This is a genomic window from Sporosarcina obsidiansis (assembly GCF_009651005.1).
Taxonomy (GTDB): Bacteria; Bacillota; Bacilli; order Bacillales_A; family Planococcaceae; genus Sporosarcina; species Sporosarcina obsidiansis.
Genome location: NZ_WHVW01000007.1, coordinates 1 through 24,149 on the forward strand (window position 1 = coordinate 1; position 24,149 = coordinate 24,149).

Here is a 24,149-nt window from a genome sequence, read left to right on the forward strand (position 1 = left end):
TTCCTGGCGTTTACTCTATTGTAAAAGAAAAAAGACTGTAGGCAAACTCCAAATTTCCGGAGTTTGTCTACAGTCTGGGGGGAGTGTAACAACTCCCCTTTATTGTTCAAAAAATATTTAGATATCGTTATATACACTGTACATAAGATTTTGTAACACTTTACAAATTTACAATTTTATAAATCTGCACAACTTAAACTATACAAATCGATTTTCTTTATATGTGAATAAATTAAATTCATCTATATCCCAATTCTTAACTATCAACTCACTAGGCACAACTTCACCTTTGTTTACAGCCATTATAATTTCTAAATGTTCATCATCGAATACTTGTATATTTTTGGTATATACACTGTACTCGTTTAGTTGATTAAACAATTCATCTTTATTTTCATTATGGAAATCTATATCAATTAAGTACTCTATACCTTCCTTGCAATCAAAAATTTCAGGTATAAGATAACGTTTTAACATTCCTAAATAAGTCTTCAATACCAAATCAACTGTACCTTTAATTTGGTATCTTTTAAATTCTTCAATATAATAATTTTCAGATTCATCATCAAGCCCGTTCTGTTCTTTTAAAAATGAATTTTTGCCCATCTCATGAAAATTAGCATATACATCCATTCGAGAAAGTGGATATACAAATTCTATAACCCACGGTACACCGTATAATCTTTTCCACTCTTCAAGGAACTCACTATTGTAATCAAGATATCTATATATATCCCCAACAAACTCTGGAATCCCATAATTATCTCTAAAATAATATGTAATATCCTTAGTTCTCAAAAATGCCCATACCTCTGGGTCAGTATTTACTTTCGTCTCAATACTAGACATCTTATCATTAGAAATAATTTCATGTCTCACATCATTATGAATTAAAGTATTATTTTCCAAATCAAACTCTATACCGTATTTGGTGAAAAACTGCTTTAAAGTTGTCTCTTCAGTTAGCATTCTAGGCAATGGTTTTATATCTTCATAGCAAGATTTACTGGAACCCCTAGTGGTATAATGAAATCCTTTGAAATAAATATTTTCATAATTTATATTACTTAAATCAAATAATTTATTTTCTTTTAAAAACTCTGTATCAATCTTTTCATTAAAAGATTCATCTTTCAAAAATTCAATTAACCTTTTTTCGAACCTCTCAAAATTATCATCTAAAAGATTTTTTAAAGATTGCTTAACCCCTGAAAAAGTTTGTAAATCAATTATAATTTTCATAAACCCTCCCCCTTTACAATATTATATAACATCGTTAAAATTCATGAAGCCAGAATTGAAGACAACGGTATATATTTCAATTGTGCATAAAAACGTTTTGAAACCACCACATATATTGTGCATCCTCTTGTTGAGGGTGATGTACTAAGCCCCCCCATGGTGTACCCCTTCTGCCACATAAGATTGACGCTGCTTCTACACAGCAGCTAATCTAATTACTCATAAAGTTGTTTAGTCCGCTGAACCAATCCTTCTATTGTTTGTCATAACTGTTGCTTTTTACGTTGTGCTGTATGGCTACAACCTAATCTATCAACTTATCTTGGCGTCTTTGTGGATACCTTCTATATGTGGCTTTATGATAGTTATACAGCGTGTTTCTATAACTATTCTTTATGTCGCACTATTGATAGGGACTTATGATAGGGCTGAATCCGTGCTTTTCCAGTATGGTGCAGTCGTTATCAATTGTGTTCACTTTTAATAGCAACTTCATCTTGTAAGTCCTCTTTTTCTCTCTTTTCTAAATCCACAAACTTTAAATACCTCATTCCATCCTTAGTTGTTTGCATTCTTAATACAGGTGTTCCAGTTTGTTTTAATTTTTCAACTAAACCATATTGCATAAGATACGGTGCCACTTTAAAAAAGACTATATTATCAATTTTAGACATACCTCTTTTATTTTGAATACCTACAGCTAAATACTCTCTAAATACAATGAAGAGGGTATGGACATTTGTTTGCCAATCTTTCTTTAGATTAATTCCTTCCGTCTCTTTAGGTATCACTATTTCAATATCTTCTAATAGGGACTTCACTTCCACGAAAGGTAAACCGTCAATCGCTCTGTCTGTACGTTTTTGCCCTTGCAGTTTCGCATTGTCTTGTAGTAGTTTGTTGTGTTGTTCTAATAAGGTAGCGTACTTACTCTCTAATACATCTATTTGTTCAAGTTTTTCTATGCTTCTTACTTCTCTCCCTGATACCCATCCATAGAGTTCTGGGTTACTCTCGTATTCTTTTAATGATTCTAATACAGTTATCTTAATATCCTTCAAATCACTATAAAATTTGCATATTTTTGAAAGCACCTCGCCCTTAAATTCTTCATACAGAGCAGGGTCATTTCGCTCTATAACAGAGCTACCTATCATTCTTACTTTTTCTTCTAATGCAGCACCGTCTATTACTACCGCAAATCTTGGCTTTCCAACCTCACCAGCGTAATTATATTCCCAATGTGTATAGCTCAATCCTGTTTCTTTATCTATAGAGCCATATCTTCCTCCTAGGATAAGCATATAAACGTCTGATTCATCAATCCACCTTTTAATAATTTCCTTTTGTGATTTGTCATCAGATTTGAATAATTCCATTCCCGCAGGTATATGTCCTGCATTTAGTACAGATTCAACTGCTACTTGACGTTCCTCTTTTAAATCCTCATAAGTTGAAGAGATAAATACTTGAAGTTTCTTTTTCATAATATACCTTCCTTATATCTAATAGTTATTACTACATTAACATAATCAACCATTTATTTTACATATTATGTGACTGAAAACGAACGGGAACAAAAAACATTTTATTACCCCACCCTTGCCGAACGTACCCTTAAAGCACGTTTAAAATAAGGTAACGTTCATTTAACGCGTGAGAAAAATTCGTGAAATTTCTCTAGACACTTCACTTTTTACTACTTTTCATTTAGCCGCGCTTCCTCCAAATGTCTAATCACACAATTCTTTATTTTGCTTTTCGTTATGCTGTAATTAACCCTTATAAACATTCTTGTATAAAAGGTGCCTGTGCCCCAAATAACTCCGATACTATTCTAGCCTGTATACATTTAGTGTCGCGAAATAATGGGCAACTAGTGTAGATGTTAAACCACTGAATAAGAGAAAAGAGAGTTACCGCTGTATTTTGTAAGAAGAAAGTACATATGATAAAGAATGCCTGTATGACAAACTAACATGTAACTTCGAACTTCCACATTCATAAAACAACTTTAATTATCTCCCACACATATACTCCCAACTTAAGATTACTAGATCAAATCTCAACGCCCCAACAACCTCTCCCTCAACCCCTCATCACTAGCATACAAGTAAAGCCCCTTAATTCCCCGCTTCATCAGCACATTAATCGAATTCAAAACAATCTTCTCTTTAACTACATCCACATGATCAATGCCATCCGTCCCCGTATAAGCGCCTTTATCCATAAACTTTCCCCTATCAATCACCATCCCATCTTTCACTGAATCATATTGCACGGAAGGGCCGAGGACGACGCCGACATAGTTTAGATCAAAGCCTTGTACGGTATAAATAGATCCAGCTTCGCTGATGGTGTCCGGTTTTTCCGCCCAGGTGTATTTGGTGCTTGTTGTGTTCCAGGGCATCTGGTATTCACCGTTGGATTCTTTTACATAGTAGGTCTGGCCGTCTTTTTTGTGCAGGAAATCGAAGGTGGAAACTACACGGCTTAAACCGAATTCAGTGTTTTTTTCTATGATGGCTTCATGCATTTCTTCGAGCGTTTCAAATACTTTCAATTCATATCCTTCATCTGTAGGTAGCGGGGTCAACTTCTTGCGTTTGAAGTTGTTGATCCAATCGATCACGTCGTCGTTTGCCTGCATGCGGAATTGGTTGGTCAGTTGGTATTCTTCTTGATGGGCACTTGTCTGCTTTAGCGCTTCCAGTGATTCTGCACCCCACAGGCTCTTCAGTTTCAAGTCATGATCTTGGTCATAGATGATGACCACAACTTTTGCGAGTTTAAGCAATTCCTCCAGCTGATTTTCACCGTAAAAGTTGTTGTATGTATCTGGCTTAGTTAGGAGCAGATGGGCTTCATCTACAAAGATGATGTCTGCTTTCTTGTTCTCTTTCTGTAGCCGGTTGATCAATGGCGTGGGCTTGGCAAAGTTTTTCGCTTTTAAGTGCTTCACCTGTTTGGCGATGCCTTTGTAGGTCTTAAACATTTCTTCGTGGTTTACGACTAAGTAGTTCTCTGTTCCAAAAAAATGTGAGGACGGCTCCGTTGCAAGTTCCTGAATTGTATTGAAAATCGAACTCAGCACGACACTTTTCCCTACACCTGCTTCTCCTTCCACGACTAATAGACTGCCGTACTCGCCTGAATCAGTCTCTATTTGCCTTTTACAAAACTCTAGCACCTTATCCTTCAAATCTAGTTGCTCAAGCGTCAATTCCTTAAACGGGGACAACTTGAAGATATCCTTATTTTCAATAACGTGAAGCTCATTATCGACCAAATGCTGTTCGTGCAGCTTCTTCCAAAGTTCTTCAAAGAGATCCTGGTCATAGAACGATTTATTGTAGTAGTTATGCGTAAAATCACTAGCTGTTTTACTCTTATTCTGCAATGAATATTTTTCATCACCTAAAAAGTAATTGATCAATTTCGTTTCCAAATGAAATGTCGCAGACCGGTTGAACTGCTCGTGCTTGATCAGATTAACTTCATTCATATTCTTCCGGCTCTTCAAATGCGCTTGCATGCGTTTCTTGAAACAAAGCGTTTCTCCTATGTACGCTTCTTTCTTCCCGTTCAAAATATAAATGACAGGATAATTCAAGAAGTTCTGTTTATTATTAATCTGATTCATGGCGCTCTGTTGGAAAGGCCAAGTCAGTATTTCAATTGCCGACATCTTGCGACCTTCTTCTTCTGTTGCTTTGGTTACAATTATAACAATGATTGGTAAAGAAAACAGCCTAATAGTCACTTTTCTTCAGGTGATACCAGGTGATTCGTAAATAATTCAATATTGTTTCTAAGTTGTTTGAGGATTCGATACCTCAAGTGAGGACCTCTTCGACGCTTGAACAGAACTTAATAATTCTTGTCCATAATCCTACGATTCAATCGCGGAACTCAGACAAAAAAGCACAAAAACCCTTCAAAATTCTGAAGGGTTATACATATTCATGATATAGAGCCTGTATGAGACAAAACCACGTCCAAAGGCTCGGCTATTTCAGCATCTACGCGTGTAGGATTCGCGAATACAATATGCCATCAATATAGGTGTCCTGTGTCCAAACCTTGGAATCTTTTCTAACAATCTCAGAAGGCAGATATCTGTGTAGTCACTAATAAGTGAACCTCAAGCAAATGTCCTTTATATTAGTATCCGATAGGTGGATATACCTTTTGAAATTAATCTTCCTTTTTCATCTATCAACTTTCCTTCAACGAATGCCGTTTTATATGCTTTGGAAAGAATTGAGGCTTCTGCATATACAATTCCCGTTTGGACTGGTGCCATGAAAAACACAGTAGAATTTATACAAGAACTTCTTATTTTAGTAACTATACGTAACTGTATACTTTGGATAATATCTAATAACGAAGCACAAACCCCTCCATGAAGCGTTCCGTTGGTGTTTAATAAATAATCTTGTACATTCAATCGAATCATTACTTTTTCCTTTTCCAAAGATAAAATCTCTATTCCTAGGTGGTGAAGATAATGATGATTTTCGTACTCTTGCTTTATTTCCATGATCGTTGTCATCTGTTCTCCCCCCAAAAAATTAAAGGATCATTTTGATATAAATTCTGCCTGACGCTTTTCTAAAAAGGCACTAATGCCCTCGTTCTTATCTTTTGTAGAAAACAAAATTGCCTGCGCAAGCTTTTCTACTATTTGTCCTGTTTTTGTATCCGTATCAAACCCGGTATGGATTACCATTTTAGCAAGTTTAACCGCCAACGGTCCTTTAGATAATATTTGACCTGCTGTGTGTTCCACAGCTTCCTTTAACTGCTCCTTCGATACTACTTCGGAGACAAGCCCAATCTTTTCAGCTTCCATTGCGGATATAATTTTACCCGTTAAAATAAGTTCAATCGCTTTTCCTTTACCGATCAGACGAGCCATTCGCTGAGTTCCACCTGCCCCCGGTATGATACCAAGATTTAACTCCGGCAATCCAAATCTTGCGTTGTCAGATGCTATTCGGATATCGCAGGCCATTGCTAATTCACAGCCACCGCCAAGTGCAAATCCGTTAATCATAGCAATGGTCGGTTTATCGTAAGCTTCAATATAGTCATACGTTTCTTGCATGCTACCAGGTAATAATACATCTAAAGGCACCTTATCTTTAAGTTGACTGATATCTGCACCTGCTGCAAAAGATTTATCTCCTTGCCCTGTAAATATGATGCATTTTGTCTCTTCGTCATACTTTAACTCTTCCAACGCATCTTTCATTTCCTTAAGTGTATCTTTACTCAAAGGATTTCGCTGTTCTGGTAAGTTAATAATGACATAAGCAAGTTGATTTGTTTTTTCTACTAAAATATTTTGATAAGTATTCATTTACCCACCCCACCTTATTTTTTTAGTAAAAGCGCTATTCCTTGACCTCCGCCAATACATGCAGTAACTAGCGATCTCTTCGCACCGGTTCTTTTCATTTCATATACTGCTTTTGCAACAAGCATTCCACCTGTTGCAGCGATTGGATGACCGTGTGCAATTGCACCTCCGTTGACATTTAATTTTTCATGTGGAATGTTTAATTCAAGATTACAAGCAAGCACTTGTACTGCAAACGCCTCATTTAATTCCACAAAATCAATGTCCGCAATCGTTAAATGATTGCGTTCTAATAACTTTTTAACAGCAGGTACTGGACCAATGCCCATAATATTAGGATCTACACCAGCGACTTGTGAATCCACAATATGTGCCAAAACTTCCAACCCACGTTTTTTCGCCTCTGTTTCTGACATGACAACAATTGCAGATGCTCCGTCATTGACTCCTGAAGAGTTACCGGCAGTCACTGAACCACCCTCTTTAAAAACAGGACGAAGTTTACTAAGTTTTTCTGTAGTTATTCCAGAACGCGGATGTTCATCACGATTAAATGACCATGTTTCTTTTCCCTTCGTGACCTCTATTGGTACAATTTGTTCGTCAAAGTAACCATTTTCTATAGCATGCCCCATTCTACGTTGACTATCGGCAGCGTAATTATCTTGTTCTTCCCGTGATATATCAAACTTTTCTGCCAGATTTTCTGCTGTTATTCCCATGGAAGGATCACCAATTTTACCTGAAGAAAGTGATCGTTTTACAAATCTCGGAGGTAGTCGATCATAAGAACGATCAGCTGGCATTAATAAATGAGGAGAACGCGACATACTCTCTACCCCCCCGGCCAGGTATATCGTGCCACTGCCTGCTCGAACTAAATCAGCAGCAAGAGCTACGCTATTAATAGATGATCCACATTGCCTGTCTACTGTCAATCCTGGAACATTTACCGGGAACTCAGCTTCTAATAATGTCCTTCTTGCGGCATTGCCACCACCACTTAGACAGTTTCCTAGTATTACATCGTCAATATCTTCCGGATCTAACTGAACTCTCTTAATTGCTTCTTTAAGCACTTCAGCACCATATTCATAGTATGGAATAGAAGAAAGTGCCCCTCCTTGTTTAGCGATTGCAGTTCTAACTGCTGACACAATAACTGGATTATCCATTAGTTCTCCCACCCTCCATTATTTTGAATGTCCCCATCCCCCTTGCAACTAGCGTCCCCTCTTCATCAATGATATCTCCTTGACCCCAACCAATTTTCCCTTCTTTATGCACACCATACGCTTTACATATTAGTTTTTCAGCATTTCTGCGTTTGAAAACTTCTACATGTAAATCAATAGTCACGGAAGAGTCTCGTGGCAAAGTAGGAACTGAAGAACCAATTGCGATGTCTAGGAGAGTATAATATACTCCATTGGAAACATGTCCAAGATCATCTAGATGTATCTCTTTAACATCTAACGACACATCAACCGGTATATTGCTTTCATAGTTTATATGAATGCCGAGGTGACCAATAAAGTCAGTACTTTTTATCATTATATTTTTAGTGCCCATTTATCTCACCTGTAAATTTTCGATTAGTATAGCCATACCCTGTCCACCACCAACACAAAGCGACGCTATACCATAACGTAAATTCCTATCTTGAAGTTGATGCATCAATGTAATTACTATTCGTGAGCCAGTAGAACCAACAGGATGTCCCAGTGCAATTGCACCTCCACATACATTTAGTTTATCTGAATCAATCGCTAGTTCTCGTTGAACTGCTAAAGCCTGAGCAGCAAACGCTTCATTTATTTCAAACAAATCGATATCTTCAATAGACATATTCACTCTATTTAATAGTTCTTTAATGGCGGGAATCGGTCCAATTCCCATGATCTCAGGTGGAACCCCAACAGCTACCCAATCAACAACTGCTGCACGTGGGACTAATGAATATTCTTGTGCTGTAGATTCAGTCATTAGAAGTACCGCTGAGGCACCGTCATTTCTCCCACAAGCATTACCAGCAGTCACTGTTCCATCTTTTTTAAATGCTGGTTTTAACTTTCCGAGTTTTTCAATCGTTGTTTCAGGTCGCGGATGTTCATCCACATCAAAAAAATATGTTTCTCTTTTTTGTTTAATTTCGTACGGAACGATTTCTTCTTTAAATTTTCCATCTCGAATTGCAGCAGCCGCTCGTTCTTGGCTAGTTATGGCAAATGCATCCTGATCTTCTCTTGAAATATTGTACTTTTCAGCGACATTTTCAGCTGTAATGCCCATTCCCATCTCATCACCGTACATTTCTTTCGGCTGTTGACCAGCTTCCAAATTAGAATCTACAAGGTACGGTTTATCACCACCAAAACGTGAACCTCTCAAATAGATTGCCGAGCAGCTCATACTCTCCGTTCCGCCTGCTACAACAATTTTTGCTTGTTTTGATTGAATTTGCAGAATTCCCGACGCAATGGCTTGCATACCAGATGCACAAAGACGATTCACAGTAAAAGCAGGTTTTTCAATCGGTATGCCTGCTCTGATCGCTGCAACTCGCGCCACATTGGAGGACTCAGTCGTTTGTCGTACCTCCCCCATAATGACTTCGTCGACTTGATCAGGTGAAAGTGATATCTTCTCGAGAAGTTTCTCAATCACATGCGCACCTAAAAATCCTGAGTTGACATCTTTTAGTGCACCACCATATCTTCCAATAGGTGTGCGTACACCTTCAACAATAACGATACGTTCGCTCATTAGTATTAAGCCCCCATTACGAATATTCTTTAGAAAGTTGTCCTGCAATAATATTTTTTTGAATTTCAGATGTTCCTTCGTAGATGCGTGTGATTCTAGCATCTCGATAAAATCTCTCAATTGGATAATCAGAAATATAGCCGATCCCGCCATGAACTTGTAATGCTTTATCCGCGACACGGTTATATACTTCTGAGCCAAAAAGTTTTAGCATGGCTGCTTCTTTTATCACTGTTTTCCCCTCATCCACCATCCAAGCCACTCGATAAGTAAATGATCTAAGTGCTTCGATATCGACCGCCATTTCAGCTAACATATGTGCAACCGCCTGATGTTCAATAATCGGAACTTGAAATTGCACTCGCTCTTTCGCATAAGCAACTGATAAGTCTAATAATTTCTGGCAAGATCCCAAATTCCGAGCAGCCAATCCGGCACGTCCATTTGTTAATATTTTCAAAGCATTTACGTAACCTTCACCTTCATTACTCAACACATTTTCAACAGGAACTTCACAATTATCCATTATAATTTCAGCAGTATCTGAGCCACGTAATCCCATCTTTTTTTCAACAGCGCCTACATGAAATCCTGGAAAATCTTTCTCTACGATAAATGAAGTAATTCCTTTTGCACCTTTAGATGGCTCTGTTACGGCCATCACCGTGAAAATACTTGCTTCTGTTGCATTTGTAATATAATGTTTTGTGCCATTCAGAATATACTTATCACCTTTTTTAACAGCGGTTGTTTTTAAGTTCGTTGCATTTGATCCAGCCTCGGGTTCTGTCAAAGCGAATGCACCTATCCACTCACCTGTAGCCATCTTCGGTAAGTACTTCCGTTTTTGAGCTTCGTTCCCCATTTCCACTATCCCCACAGTGCCTATCCCGGTATGTGCACCAATAAGCGTGGTATAACCATTATGTGTAGCACCAATTTCTTCATATAAAGCACACTTACCAACCATTCCAATGCCAAGTCCACCATAGGCTTCGGGAATACTCAACCCAAACAAACCCATTTCTTTCGACATTTTTACGATATGGTTGGGGATCTTATTTTCTTCTTCGATTTGCATGGTAACTTCTTCTACTTCACTTTGGACAAAATCCCGTACACTTTGCTTTAAAAGTAAAATATCCTCACTTAATTTAAAATTCATACAATCCCTCCATAACACGTATATACTTTAGAATTTGCTTTTCAATTTTGATCCAGGAAAACCCTAATTAATTATTGTGTATATAACTTTCTTCTATTCTCTTTCCTTTTTCATCATATTTATAAAAACCTTTTCCAGTTTTTCTACCGAGTTCGCCTTTCGCAACCTTTTCAGCTACAACTTTTGACGGACGATCTTTCTCGTCTCCCGTTTCTTCAAAACGTTGTTGGCGAACAAAATAATTTACATCTAACCCCGTAAGATCAAGCAGTGCAAATGGGCCGATTGGATGGTTTAGCGCTTTTTTACAAACAATATCAATTTCGTCTGCTGATGCATAACCATTCTCATAAAGAAATAACGCTTCGTCCATTAACTTTCCTAAAATACGGTTTGCAATAAAACCTGATATTTCTTTCTTTAATAACACGGGTGTTTTCTTAATACTCTCAATAAACTCCATACTTTCAGACGCTGTTTCATTAGATGTATGCGGCCCCTTCACCACTTCTACCATTTCCATTACGAGCACAGGATTAAAAAAGTGAATATTACAAACGTTCTCAGGGTGACTCACTACATCTGCTAATTTTGAACTGACAATTGTTGAACTATTCGTTGCCAAAATCGTATTTGAAGCAACAATTTTATCAAGTTGGGCAAACAGGTCTCGTTTAGCATCAAGTTTTTCTACAATAGCCTCAATGACTATATTCGCCTTAGATAACTGTTGAATATCCGTTGTGAAAACCAATTTATCAAATGCACGATCCACTTCTTCACGAGTATACCGTCCTTTATCCACACGTTTGTCCATCTGTCCTTTAAGAAAAGTTTTCGCTTTGTCAATACTTGACTGTTCAATGTCCTGCAAAGTAACTGGATATCCTGCCAGCGCACATACTATTGCAATTTGTGATCCCATTGCACCTGAACCGACAACCGCCACTTGATTAATCATACGTTTTACCATAAAAACCACTCCGCCTCTTTAGATTATTTTTTTGGCAAATTCATTTACACTACATAATGACTCTTCATACTCTTCTCTTAATTGATTAATAATATTGGTCGTGCTATCAATTGTTTCTATACCACCTACGCCATGACCAGCGGACCAAATATCTTTCCAGGCTTTTAATTTTCGATTATCAGAATTATTATCGAATGAAATCTCTTTTTTTCTTACTAGATCGTTAATATCTAAACCGACATTTTCAATACTAGGGATGAGCATGTTCGAATGGACACCTGAAAATGCATCCGTATAAATAATATCTTCATAATTTGAGGCAAGGATCATTTCACGATACGCATCTTTTGCAAAATTCTCTTTAGCTACAATAAACCTCGTGCCCATATATGCTAAATCAGCACCAGCTGCTTGCGCTGCCAAAACACCAGCACCTGTTGAAATGGATCCAGCTAATAATATGATGCCATCCCAGAAAGCTTTGACACTATCAATGAAAGCGAACCCATTAATAAGTCCTGCATGCCCACCAGCGCCAGCAGAAACAAGTATCAAGCCATCTACTTTTGCCTCTGCAGCTTTTTTGGCAAAAGCCACTGTACTTACATCAGAAAATACAATGCCTCCATAACCATGGACAACTTCTACCACACGCTTTGGGGATCCAAGTGAAGTAATAACTATCGGTGGCTGATGCTGTTTTACAAGTTCTAACTCTTCGTTAAACCTTCCATTAGACGTATGAACAATAATATTTATTGCCCAAGGTGCTATTTTCCTTTTTTCGTGTTCTTTCCTAGCATCTATAAAAGACTGGTTAATTTCTTTCATCCATTCATCAAGTTTCTCAATTGTGCGTGCATTACTAGCTGGAAATGAACCAATAACCCCATTTAAACAGCAATCTATTAGCATAGCTGGACTTGAAATAAGAAACATCGGTGCTGCCACAATGGGCAATGTGAGATGATCCGATAATTTTAGTAGTGTATCTTTGCTCATTTGGACACCCCCTTTGACTTTTGATTAGCTAAAACTTGGAGTACGCTTTTCAAAAAATGCATCTACGCCTTCCTTAAAATCAGTAGATTCAAAACACATTCCTTGTGCAAATCCTTCCAATTCCAGTGTCTTACCAATCTCATCGAGTACCGTTCTATTCACCAACCTCTTCGTCAAGCCCATAGAGAGTGCTGGACCTTCTGCTAAAGTTGAAGCAAGAGAATGTACTTTTTCTTCTAGTTTTTCGCTTGGAACAACATGATTCGCAATGCCCATCTCCAACGCTTGATCAGCGGTTACCTTTCCACCAGTAAGCATTAATTCAAGCGCTCGGTGACGTCCAATCAAACTTGGTAAAAAGTATAAGGAACCTAAATCCGGTATCAATCCGACCTTCATAAAACTTTGAATTAATGCACTTGAATTTGCCATAACGATTACATCACAAGCCAAAGCCAGACTTACACCTGCTCCTGCAGCTACACCATTCAGAGCAGCAATTACAGGCTTCTCTAAATTCAAAACAGAATAGATTAACCGATGACCGGCTTGCAATCTTTGACGGCCAGCTTCTGCACTTATTCCTTGTAATGTACTTAAATCTCCACCCGCAGAAAATGCTTTCCCTTCGCCCGTCAGAATGACTATTTTCACTTCAGAGTCGTTGTTTACTTTAGTGAAAAAACTCCTTAACTCCTCTCTCATTTCTAAACTTAATGCATTCCTCACTTCTGGTTGATTGAGTTTTACTACACCTATATTATTTTCAACATCAATAGAAATATATTTATAATGCGTATATTTGTTAGATTTCATCTTATTTCCTCCACATTAAAATTCTTAGTTGAGCAATCGTTTCAGTATTTTACCGACTGTGTTCCTAGGCAGTTCTTTTATAATTACAAATAGTTTTGGCACTTTATAAGGCGCTAATTTCTGACAGCAAAATTGTTTAATGACTTCCAAATCTAGCGTCACACCGGTTTTAGGAACAATAAAAGCTTTGATCACTTCTTCAGAGTTGTCTCTTACAATTCCTATGACTGCTACTTCTTGAATGTCTGGATATTCATATAAAACCTCTTCCACCTCTTGCGGATATATATTAAAACCATTAATAATAATTAGTTCCTTTTTCCTACCGACAATGAAAAAATATCCCTCTTCGTCCATCATTGCTAGATCACCGGTATGTAACCACTCATTTTGTAAAGCCTTTTTTGTTTCTATTTCATTGTTCCAATAGCCTTTCATAATTTGAGGTCCTTTAATAAGTAACTCTCCAACGACATTTGGACCTAACTCATAGTCATCTTCATCAATAATCTTACAATCAGTATCTCGAATAGGAACCCCAATACTACCAACTTTTTGTTTCCCCCATACAGGATTCCGATGTGTTGTTGGGGAAGCCTCAGACAATCCGAATCCTTCAGCAATCATCACTCCGGACAATTCTTTAAATCTCTTTATTACTTCAATAGGTAATGGCGCTGATCCACAAGTACAATACTTCAAACAACTCAGATCGTATCGTTGAATATTCTGGAAGTTTATAAATGCACTATACATTTTTGGTACACCAGGGAAGAATGAGGGTTTATATTTCCGGATACTATCTAGTACTATTTGGACATCGAATTTTGCAATTAATAGTATGGACGCCCCCATGAAAATACTTAAATTCATCGCACTAGTCATTGCGTATACGTGATAGAGGGGGGTTGCTGTTAAAACTACCGCTTCTTTTGCGTTTTCTATACCATACATTTCATATCCTTGAGATACATTTGATGTCAGATTTGAATGAGTAAGCATGACACCTTTCATATCTCCACCTGTACCACCCGTATATTGAATAACTGCAATGTCTTCATTTGGATAAATCTCTTCTATAGTACGGATCTCAACTCCATTCTCAATCAATGAATCAAGGGACATGAATCCTTCTTCTTTTTCGATTGAGAAACATTGAGTAAATTCATATAGTTTTTTTACCGCTTGAACTGTTGGACTAGCAGTTTTATCATACACAATGTATTGCATTTGAGAGTTTTCCGATATTCTTATTAATTCACGAAAAGTATATAGCGGATTAACTTGTACAACGATTAATCCCAATGCATGTGCAGCATAGTAACTGACTATATAAAGTGGATGATTGGACATCATTAGACCGATTCGATCACCTTTTTTCAATCCAATTTCTTGCCATGTTCCAGCCAATTTATCTACTGATGTTTTCAAAGTAGAATAGTTACAAAATTCATCATTAAAAATAATTGCCGTTCGTTCAGGGTACTTATTCGTTGTTCTTTCAAGCAACTTGTAGATTGAACACTCAGTTAACTCGGTGGTGACCGAGTTCTCTTTAAACCACTGTAACCACGGCTTATTCACTACTTTCTCCACTAATATCACGCTCCAGTTACTGATTAGTTAACCTTCCAATAACTTTCTGGCAATAATCAAACGCTGGATTTCATTTGTTCCTTCATAGATCTTCGTTATTCGTGCGTCACGGTAAAATCTTTCGATAGGGTATTCACCTATATAGCCTAGTCCACCGTGAATCTGTACAGCTTGATCAGCGACTCTATTAAATACATCCGAAGCAAATAACTTTGCCATAGATGCCTCTTTTATCGCTTTTTCTCCATCATCTATCATATGTGCTGCTTTCAAAGTAAGCATTCTGGCAGCTTCCGTTTCAGTTGCCATATCTGCAAGCATCCACTGAACTGCCTGATTATCCGCTATTGGCTTACCAAACTGGACTCTTTCTTTTGCATACACTGTAGACATTTCTATAAGTTTATCGCATGAACCTACAGCTCTTGCCGCCAAACCTACGCGACCTTCTCCTAGTATTTTCAAAGCAGACATATAGCCCATTCCCACATCACCAATAACATTTTCTTGTGGTACTTCACAATCTTCAAAGATCAGTTGAGCAGTATAAGAACCTCTTAGCCCCATTTTTTTGTCTATTTTCCCGACAGTAAAGCCCGGAAAATCTTTTTCAATTAGAAAGGCTGTAATTCCACCTTTCGCTCCTTTTTCTTTATTAGTTAAAGCAAATACCGTAAATACATCTGCTACCGGTGCATTTGTGATGAAATGCTTAGTACCATTTACTATCCACTTATCTCTTTTTTTCACTGCAGTCGTTGCTAAATTTGTAGCATCTGATCCTGCACCTGCCTCTGATAAAGCAAACGCGGCTATTTTCTTACCTGAAGCTAAATCCGGTAAAAATTTTCCTTTCAAATAGGGTGAGGCTAATTGAACAAGACCTGTACTTCCAATTCCAGTGTGTGCACTAATTAAACTTACAAATCCATTATGCGTCCGACCAAGTTGTTCAAGTATGACGGCCTTACCGACTGTATTTAAACCAATTCCTCCATATTCTTCGGGAATACTTAAACCAAATAATCCAAGCTCTTTTGATTGCTCTATTAAGTGTTGAGGAATTTTATCATCATCCTCGATTTGTTGAGCAAAAGGTTCCACCTCTTTTTCAACAAAGTTCCGAACGGTCTCTTTCATTTGTTTAATTTCCGGAGCTAGTGTCGCAAACATAGCAATCCCTCCCTTTTTGGGTTTCATTAATTAATTCCAAGCAGGCATCATTTTGTTTAACTCTTTATCTTTTCGATAACCAAGTACATATTCCGCCTGCATCACAGTGTGTATTTCACGCGTACCTTCATAGATGACAGGTGCTTTTGAATTACGCAAATAACGTTCGACTGGATATTCATCGGAATACCCATAAGCCCCATGAATTTGTACAGCATCATCTGCTGCTTTATTTGCAAAATCACATGCTTGCCATTTTGCTAAGGAAGTCTCTCGAGTATTTCTTTTTCCAGCATTCTTTAATTCACCTGCTCGGTAGACCAGTAATCTACTCATTTCATAGCCTGCTTCCATATTCGCAATCATTTGTTGAACGAGTTGATGTTTGCCAATTGGCTTACCGAATGTTTCTCGTTCATGGCAATATGCAACACTTGCTTCCATACACGCCATAATTTGACCAACAGCTCCTGCGGCTACTGTAAATCGACCATTATCTAGTGCAGCCATCGCAATCTTAAATCCTTCACCCTCTTCACCAAGTAAATTTTCTTTAGGTACTTTAACATTTTCAAAAAATAGCTCTCCTGTGTTACCAGCACGGATACCTAATTTCCCCTTAATTGCTTTAGAAGAAAATCCTTCCCAATTTCGTTCAACAATAAATGCCGAAATGCCTTTATGTCTCATTGACTTGTCGTCTGTGTAAGCAAACACTAAAAAGTTATCCGCAATATCACATAATGAAATCCATGTTTTTTGGCCATTCAAAATATAATGATCACCATTTTTTACTGCTGTTGTTTGCATTGCCGCAACATCAGATCCTGCACCTGGCTCAGTAAGTCCAAAAGCACCGATTTTCTCCCCTTTTGCTTGTGGTACTAAATATTTTTGCTTCTGCGCTTCATTGCCCCACTGTAAAATTGATAGGCTATTTAATCCAATATGAACCGAAACAGCAGTTCGGAATGCAGTATCTCCACGTTCTAATTCCTCACAAACAATTGCTAATGAGTTATAATCCATCCCGCTTCCACTATACGTCTCAGGAATACAAACACCCATAATTCCGAGGTTGGCAATCTTTTTCAATATCATAGGATCAGACTTTCCTTCTCGATCCCATTTTCCGATGTGAGGCATGATTTCTTTATCGACAAATCCCCTAACTGTACTGCGCAACATATTCTGTTCTTCTGTATGCGTAAAATTCATCATTTACTCTCTCCTTCAAGTGTTAGTATACAAAGCAATAATTCATTTTCTTACCATTCTTTCAATCATATATACAACATATTGAGGGCATAACATGATAAGATAATGATAATTTCCAATTATCGGTGGGGGGGAAGTACTATGAGAATAGAACAGTTAGAATACATCGTTTCCGTAGCAAAAACTCAATCATTTTCTAAAACAGCGCAAGACTTACACGTCTCCCAACCAGCCATAAGTCAATCTATATTACGTCTAGAGGGCGAGCTGGGAATCAGTATTTTTGAGCGTTCATCTTCAGGTGTGACTCCTACAACTGAAGGAAAAGTAATTATTCAAAATGCCACAGACATACTTTCTAAGTTAGTCGAGTTAAAACACAATGCAAATACTTTTAAAACCTCACAGCAAAAAGAATTGAAAATAGGCTTAGTTTCCGGATTACACCTGCCTTTTTTGCCTGGAATTTTATCTGAGTTGAAAAATGAATTTCCACACCAGCGCGTTTCGTTCAGTGAAATGAGTTCAGTGGATATTCTTGACTCTACGATTAATAACAAGCTTGATATTGGTATTTTAGCGATCTATGACAAGACTTTTAAACATCAGAATATCGTGAATTTCCAGAATTTTTACGAGATTAAGTTTTTTATCTTTGTTGATCGGCTTTCTCCTTTAGCATCTTTAGAGACTTTAACACCGAATGATTTGAAAAATTATACATTTGTTATGTATAATGCTGAATTTATGAATTGGTTTTTCGAAAGGTTTTGCAACCTATTCGGTCCATTCGATGTGTTATTTACCACAAATAATATAGAAACAATTAGGGAAACCGTTAGAAAGGGATTGGCAATTACTATAGAAACAGAAGCTGAACTATTAAATAATCCCTTCGTTAAAACTGGCGAAATGATCCCCATCCCTTTGCGGATTAATATTCCCGATAAAAGCCATCTAGGTTTAGTCAAAGTAAAAAACAAATCCATTTCAATTGAAACAAACACCTTTATTAACGCACTTGGAGCTAAATTTAATGAAATGTTTAAAGTTAATGTTTAATAGTAGAATCACAGTAGCTAGATTTCAATATTTCTACGAGTGGATCTGATCCATCCGTAGAAATATTTGTAGGCTATTTTTTTATTTCATTTTAGGATCCAACGCATCACGTAAACCATCGCCAAACATATTAAATCCAACAACAGTTAGCATAATCGCAAATCCTGGGAATAATAATGTCCACGGAGCTACTGTTAAAAATTGTCTTGAATCCGCTAACATTTTCCCCCACTCAGGTTCCCCTGGCTGTGCACCTAGACCAAGAAACCCCAAGGCCGCAGCTTCCAAAATGGCAGTAGCAATACCTAACGTTCCCTGAACAATAATTGGTGTAATGGAATTCGGTAAAATATGTTGAAATAAAATACGAATATCGGACATTCCGATTGATCTTGCCGACATAATGTACTCTTCTTCTTTAACACTTAATACACGTGAACGAATTAATCGTCCATATGTAGGTATATTAATGATGGCAATTGCAATTAAAGCATTGAATAGACTTGGTCCTAAAATAGCAACAATTGCAATGGCAAGTAGAATACTAGGAAAAGCAAGCATAATATCAAAAAAACGAGAAATGATGGAGTCAGCCCATTTTCCATAAAATCCAGCGATTAACCCTAATAGACAGCCTACAATTATTGAACCTATCACTGAGAAAAATCCTATCCAAAGTGATATTCTTGCACCGAAAACGATTCGACTAAAAATGTCTCTCCCCTGGTCGTCAGTGCCAAACCAGTGTTCCTCTCCTGGTGGGATTAAGGTTCGATCTGGATAGAAACCATCGTATGGATAGGATGTTAGAACAGGAGCTAAAATCCCTATCAAAATAAAAAATAGAACAATCGATAAACCAAACATAGCTGAACGTTGTCTTTTTATTCTTTTCCATCCTTCTAGCCATAACGGCTTTTTGGCTGCTTTTATTTCAACGGGCTTAATTACTTCTGAAGTAGATTCCATAGTTTAACCACCCTCCCTTAACGATATTTTATTCGCGGATCTAATCGTGCATAAAGTAAATCTACAAACAAGTTGACAAACACAAAAATTGTTGAAACTAGTAAAATTCCAGATTGAATGACTGGATAATCTCTTGAGCCAATTGCATCATAAATATAACGTCCGATACCCGGCCAACCAAAAATGGTCTCTGTCAGCACGGCTCCGCCCAATAATAGACCTACTAACATTCCTATAATCGTTAAGACAGGAGCAAATGCATTTTTCAAGGAATGCTTATAAAGAATCTTTAACTCTGACAAACCTTTAGCTCTAGCAGTACGAACATAATCTGCATTTAACACTTCAAGCATACTTGATCTTGTTATTCTCGCGATAATAGCCATAGGAATTGTTCCTAACGCAATCCCCGGTAAAATTAAATGTTTAAATGCATCTACAAACCCTGTCCAATTCCCCTGTATGGTCGTATCAAGCAAAAGCAATCCTGTAATTGCCTCTATAGGCTCTCTAGCATTCATACGACCAGTCGAAGGTAACCAGCCAAATTTCTCAGCAAAAATCCATTGTTCCATCAAACCAAGCCAAAAAACTGGAATTGAAACGCCTATTAATGCGATCAGCATAGCGGAATAATCAAACCACGAAGCTCTCCTCCAAGCTGCCAAAATCCCCGCATTTACGCCAATAATAATTGCTATCACCATACTAATTATCATTAACTCGACGGTCGCCATTAAATACGGAATTATTTCTTCTTTAATAGGCTTCTTAGTTTTTAAAGACGTTCCTAAATCACCAGTTACAATATCTTTTACATATGAAGCATATTGCGTAGTAATCGGTTGATCTAATCCCATTTCAGCTTTCAAATCCGCAACAGTCTCCGGAGTAGCCTGGTCACCTAAAATGACCGTTGCTGGATCTCCCGGAATTGCATGAATTATGGCAAAGACAACGATTGACATACCAAGCAAAACTGGAATTAATTGTAGTAAACGGCGTGCAATATAAGATTTCATAGTTTCCAGCCACCTCCTTTGTAGGACTATTCGTTATATAAATGACAGGCAACAAAATGCCCATCACCTACATCCCGCAATTCAGGTAGAATTTTATTACATTCAGGTTTTGCTGCGAAACACCTTGGATGAAATGCACATCCAGTAGGTGGATTCATTGGACTTGGCATATCGCCTTTAAGTACTATTCGTTCTTTTCTGTTTTCTGATTTAATAGCCGGTGAAGCGGATAATAGAGCCTTTGTATATGGATGGAGTGGTTTTGTATAGACACCATCTTTTGTTCCCTGTTCAATAATTTTCCCTAAATACATGACTCCAATTTTGTCGCTAATATGTTTAACAACACTTAAATCATGAGATATAAACAAATAGGTAAGTCCAAGCTCCCGCTGTAATTTACGCAGCAAATTTAAGACCTGAGACTGAATAGATACATCTAATGCAGACACAGCTTCATCGGCAATGATAATTTTAGGATTGAGAGCCAATGCTCGTGCAATTCCAATTCGTTGCCGTTGTCCTCCTGAAAACTCATGAGGATAACGTGATGCATGATACGCATGTAACCCTACTGTTTCCAATAATTCATTCACTCTTTCTTGGCGTGCCTTCGAATCCAAATTACTATTGACAATGAGAGGCTCTTCAATAATTTTGCCAACTGCTTTTCTAGGATTTAATGAAGCAAAAGGATCTTGGAAAATTAATTGGATATTTTTATACACACTTCTCATTTCAGATCTTGAGAATTTTGAAATATCCCGATCTTGAAAAATCACTTCCCCATCCGTAGGTTCAATCAATTTCATAATGGCTTTACCAGTCGTTGATTTTCCACATCCTGATTCTCCTACAAGACCGAATGTTTCATTTTCATATAATGAAAAATTCACACCGTCAATGGCTTTTACATAGTTCTGCTCTTTTTCCAGAAAGCCCTTATCAATCGGATAATGCAACTTCAAGTTCTTGACTTCTAATAATGGTCGTTTCATCCTTTACCTCCTTTGCTAAAAAACAACGAGATTTCTGACCAGATTCAAACCGTGTTAATTCAGGCTCTTCTTTTGTACAGCGTTCCATTGCATATTGACATCTTGGAGAAAACTTACAACCTGTCGGCATTTGAGAAGGAATAGGCACGTTCCCTTTGATGGTCTTCAACCATTCAACTTCCACATCAATAGATGGAATAGAATCAATTAAGCCTTTTGTATAAGGATGTGAAGGTGATTCGAAGATCTCTTTCACACTAGCTTCCTCTACAACTCGACCAGCATACATGACAATTACGCGATCACAGACTTCTGATACAACCGCGAGATCATGTGTAATCATTAAAATAGAAGTATTACTATCATTTTTTAATTTTTGTATAAGTTCCAGTATTTGTGCTTGAATCGTTACATCAAGAGCAGTAGTAGGTTCATCAGCTATGAGTAATTTAGGATCGCAAGCTAAGGCCATAGCGATCATTACTCGTTGACGCATTCCGCCTGATAGCTTATGTGGATACTCGTCCACCATTCTTTCAGCATTTGGGATCCCTACTTCCGTCAATAGATCCACACTTCTTTTTCTTGCTTCTTTTCGTCTCACCTTTTTATGCAGTCTAATTGCTTCACTAATTTGATCTCCTATCGTATAGCCAGGATTCAAACTTGTCATAGGTTCTTGAAAGATCATCGCAATATCATTACCACGTATTGCTCGCATTTCCTTCGGCTTTAGCCCCACCAGACTTTGATCCTGAAACATAATATCTCCCTCGACAATTTTCCCTTTCTTATAGGGAAGTAAGTTCATGATAGAAAGAGCTGTTACGCTCTTTCCAGAACCAGATTCCCCAACTATACCGATTGTTTCGCCTTCACTTACTATGAAGGATACACCATCAACTGAACGAACCACTCCTTCATCTGTGAAAAAGTGGGTTTTCAAACCAGAAACGGTAAGTAATGGTTTCATCTAATGTCCCCCTATTCGTGGTTCTTACTTTTGAATGTATACGTCTTGTAAACTTTCATAACCTATCGCATGTGGGATGTATCCCTTTACGGAAGTAGCTCCTGCCATTGCACTCTCTACATGAGCAAGCGGAATTGTAGGTGCATCTTCATGAACCAACTCTTGTACTTTTTTATAAATTGTATTACGCTCTTCCTTGTCAATCGTCTGCTGGGCTAAACTTAGTAACTCATCAACCTCATCATTTTTATATAATGACAAATTTGAAGATGAATTGGAATGAAGCATCGTATATAAGAAATTATCAGGATCCCCATTTTCACTTAACCTCCCAATAGCTGCAAAAGCATGTTCCTTATTTAATACTTTAGAAAGGTATGCTGCCCATTCGTACGTAGTAATTTTCACATTAATTCCAATTCCACTTAGATTTGCTTTCACTGCTTCCGCCACTTTTTGTGGCTGCGGAAGATATACTCTATCTGTAGACATGACCATAAGTTCAGTATCGAAACCGTTCGGAAATCCTGCTTCAGCTAATAATGACTTGGCTTTATCTAAATCATAGTTATAATCTGTTACTTCATCGTTATAGCCCCAGATTACAGGCGGCATCATATTTTTTGCAGGAACAGCTAGTGGACCATAAAATGTATCAATAATTCCTTGCTTATCAATCGCATAACTAATCGCTTGACGAACTTTGACATTATCAAATGGAGCTTTTGTGATGTTAAAAGTGAAGTAACCAACGTTAGCACTTGGACGCTTAAAGAGTTGAACGTTCTCATCACCTTCAAGAGTTGGTAAATCTGTTTGATTCAACCCTTCCATTAGATCAATCTCATTATTTTTTAATGCTGTTAATCTAGCAGAGTTATCAGGAATAACCTTAAACAAAACTTTGTCCAGTTTTGGTATATCCTCTATCCAATACTCCTCATTTTTCACAAGAGTTAGAGAGTCATTTTCCTGCCAAGATTCATATTTAAATGGTCCAGTGCCTACAGGATTTTGATTAATTTCTTCACCGAACTTTTCCAATGCCGTAGGACTAATAATGCCAAATGTGGTTATACCAATGTTCGGTAAAAATGTTGAGTTAGATTCATTTAATTTGAACTCAACTGTATGTGGATCGATCGCTTTAACTTCTTCAAGTAGACTTCTTACCGTCCTTCCAAAGATCGAGAAATCTCCTTGATGCTGGGGATGACTTTCGTCCATCATTCTATTAAAGTTATAAACAACAGCATCTGCGTCAAAGTCTGTACCATCGTGAAACTTTACCCCTTCACGCAGTGTAAACGTCCATGTTTTCCCATCTTCACTCGTATTCCACTCGGTTGCTAATTTTGGAACAATATCGGTCCCTTCTTTTTCATAATCTATCAATGTCTCGTATACATTTTTAGAAATTCGAGAAGACTCCGCATCAACAATATTATGTGGGTCCAATGTTACCGTATCAGTACCACGACCATAAATTAATGTTCCACCGCCAGCTTGTTCTTTATTATCTGCTTCTTTACTTTCTGAATCTCCTGCACAACCTGCGATTACTAATGCACTTAAAACTGTAATGAAACCCAACTTTCCAAATAACTTTTTCATCCCACTCCCTCTTTCTTAACATAATTTTTGATTATCTTTACCAGACTTATCTTCATCACACTGATAATATAGTTTAAAATGCTCCCTCGACTAAAACCTTACATAATTAACACTAAAATCACTTATCCCTTTTGGCAATCTTCTTACGCATTCAAAGTTGATAGCGCTTTCAAATACTTCTTGTAATTATATAAG

The 24,149-nt window shown here is 37.5% G+C and carries 21 protein-coding genes; 1 reads left to right on the forward strand and 20 read right to left on the reverse strand.

The annotated features are described in order from the left end of the window. Positions 1-198: 198 nt before the first annotated feature. From GD002_RS07595 to GD002_RS07665, 15 genes are all read right to left on the reverse strand, one after another. Positions 199-1,242, reverse strand: coding sequence for a hypothetical protein (locus GD002_RS07595; RefSeq protein WP_153731757.1), 1,044 nt, complete (start codon positions 1,240-1,242; stop codon positions 199-201). A 464-nt stretch (positions 1,243-1,706) separates the two neighbouring features. Further along, positions 1,707-2,729: a DUF4062 domain-containing protein gene (locus GD002_RS07600; protein ID WP_153731758.1), complete on the reverse strand. Its 1,023-nt coding sequence runs from the start codon at positions 2,727-2,729 to the stop codon at positions 1,707-1,709. 578 nt (positions 2,730-3,307) lie between these two features. Continuing rightward, positions 3,308-4,930, reverse strand: a complete 1,623-nt coding sequence (locus GD002_RS07605; RefSeq protein ID WP_228548327.1) for a DUF2075 domain-containing protein — start codon at positions 4,928-4,930, stop codon at positions 3,308-3,310. Between the two features lie 471 nt (positions 4,931-5,401). Further along, on the reverse strand, positions 5,402-5,797 hold the full coding sequence (locus GD002_RS07610; RefSeq protein ID WP_153731759.1) for a PaaI family thioesterase: 396 nt from the start codon (positions 5,795-5,797) through the stop codon (positions 5,402-5,404). A 27-nt stretch (positions 5,798-5,824) separates the two neighbouring features. Then, positions 5,825-6,607 (reverse strand): enoyl-CoA hydratase/isomerase family protein, encoded by a 783-nt coding sequence (locus GD002_RS07615; protein ID WP_153731760.1) that lies wholly within the window; start codon positions 6,605-6,607, stop codon positions 5,825-5,827. A 14-nt stretch (positions 6,608-6,621) separates the two neighbouring features. Further along, positions 6,622-7,782, reverse strand: a complete 1,161-nt coding sequence (locus GD002_RS07620) for a thiolase family protein (protein WP_153731761.1) — start codon at positions 7,780-7,782, stop codon at positions 6,622-6,624. Next, positions 7,775-8,179 carry a PaaI family thioesterase gene (locus GD002_RS07625; protein WP_153731762.1) on the reverse strand — a complete coding sequence of 135 codons (405 nt, stop codon included), beginning with the start codon at positions 8,177-8,179 and terminating at the stop codon, positions 7,775-7,777. Before GD002_RS07625 ends, GD002_RS07620 begins: the two co-directional genes overlap by 8 nt. After that, on the reverse strand, positions 8,180-9,373 hold the full coding sequence (locus GD002_RS07630; RefSeq protein WP_153731763.1) for a thiolase family protein: 1,194 nt from the start codon (positions 9,371-9,373) through the stop codon (positions 8,180-8,182). Positions 9,374-9,389: 16 nt separating this feature from the next. After that, positions 9,390-10,538, reverse strand: coding sequence for an acyl-CoA dehydrogenase family protein (locus GD002_RS07635; RefSeq protein ID WP_153731764.1), 1,149 nt, complete (start codon positions 10,536-10,538; stop codon positions 9,390-9,392). A 67-nt stretch (positions 10,539-10,605) separates the two neighbouring features. Next, positions 10,606-11,511: a 3-hydroxyacyl-CoA dehydrogenase family protein gene (locus tag GD002_RS07640; protein ID WP_153731765.1), complete on the reverse strand. Its 906-nt coding sequence runs from the start codon at positions 11,509-11,511 to the stop codon at positions 10,606-10,608. 18 nt (positions 11,512-11,529) lie between these two features. Then, entirely contained in the window at positions 11,530-12,513 is a 984-nt protein-coding gene (locus tag GD002_RS07645; RefSeq protein WP_153731766.1) for an NAD(P)H-dependent flavin oxidoreductase, read from the reverse strand. Between the two features lie 24 nt (positions 12,514-12,537). Then, the gene (locus GD002_RS07650; RefSeq protein ID WP_153731767.1) at positions 12,538-13,329 is read right to left on the reverse strand and encodes an enoyl-CoA hydratase/isomerase family protein; all 792 of its coding nucleotides are present in this window, start codon (positions 13,327-13,329) and stop codon (positions 12,538-12,540) included. A gap of 24 nt (positions 13,330-13,353) precedes the next feature. Beyond that, a complete protein-coding gene (locus GD002_RS07655) occupies positions 13,354-14,925 on the reverse strand; it encodes a long-chain-fatty-acid--CoA ligase (protein WP_153731768.1) in 1,572 nt (523 codons plus the stop codon). A 27-nt stretch (positions 14,926-14,952) separates the two neighbouring features. Further along, the gene (locus tag GD002_RS07660; protein WP_153731769.1) at positions 14,953-16,098 is read right to left on the reverse strand and encodes an acyl-CoA dehydrogenase family protein; all 1,146 of its coding nucleotides are present in this window, start codon (positions 16,096-16,098) and stop codon (positions 14,953-14,955) included. Between the two features lie 30 nt (positions 16,099-16,128). Next, positions 16,129-17,316 (reverse strand): acyl-CoA dehydrogenase family protein, encoded by a 1,188-nt coding sequence (locus tag GD002_RS07665; protein WP_153731903.1) that lies wholly within the window; start codon positions 17,314-17,316, stop codon positions 16,129-16,131. Positions 17,317-17,457: 141 nt separating this feature from the next. Here GD002_RS07665 and GD002_RS07670 point away from each other — a divergent pair, with 141 nt between their 5' ends. Next, on the forward strand, positions 17,458-18,378 hold the full coding sequence (locus GD002_RS07670; protein WP_194841510.1) for a LysR family transcriptional regulator: 921 nt from the start codon (positions 17,458-17,460) through the stop codon (positions 18,376-18,378). A gap of 81 nt (positions 18,379-18,459) precedes the next feature. Here GD002_RS07670 and GD002_RS07675 read toward each other — a convergent pair whose 3' ends face one another. The 5 genes from GD002_RS07675 to GD002_RS07695 are packed head-to-tail and all read right to left on the reverse strand — an operon-like array spanning position 18,460 to position 23,954. Further along, positions 18,460-19,347, reverse strand: coding sequence for an ABC transporter permease (locus GD002_RS07675; RefSeq protein WP_153731771.1), 888 nt, complete (start codon positions 19,345-19,347; stop codon positions 18,460-18,462). A gap of 17 nt (positions 19,348-19,364) precedes the next feature. After that, a complete protein-coding gene (locus GD002_RS07680; RefSeq protein ID WP_153731772.1) occupies positions 19,365-20,369 on the reverse strand; it encodes an ABC transporter permease in 1,005 nt (334 codons plus the stop codon). A gap of 26 nt (positions 20,370-20,395) precedes the next feature. Further along, positions 20,396-21,367: an ABC transporter ATP-binding protein gene (locus GD002_RS07685; RefSeq protein ID WP_153731773.1), complete on the reverse strand. Its 972-nt coding sequence runs from the start codon at positions 21,365-21,367 to the stop codon at positions 20,396-20,398. Continuing rightward, positions 21,315-22,340: an ABC transporter ATP-binding protein gene (locus GD002_RS07690; RefSeq protein ID WP_153731774.1), complete on the reverse strand. Its 1,026-nt coding sequence runs from the start codon at positions 22,338-22,340 to the stop codon at positions 21,315-21,317. The genes GD002_RS07685 and GD002_RS07690 overlap by 53 nt, the downstream gene beginning before the upstream one ends. A gap of 24 nt (positions 22,341-22,364) precedes the next feature. After that, the gene (locus GD002_RS07695; protein ID WP_153731775.1) at positions 22,365-23,954 is read right to left on the reverse strand and encodes an ABC transporter substrate-binding protein; all 1,590 of its coding nucleotides are present in this window, start codon (positions 23,952-23,954) and stop codon (positions 22,365-22,367) included. Between the last annotated feature and the right edge of the window lie 195 nt (positions 23,955-24,149).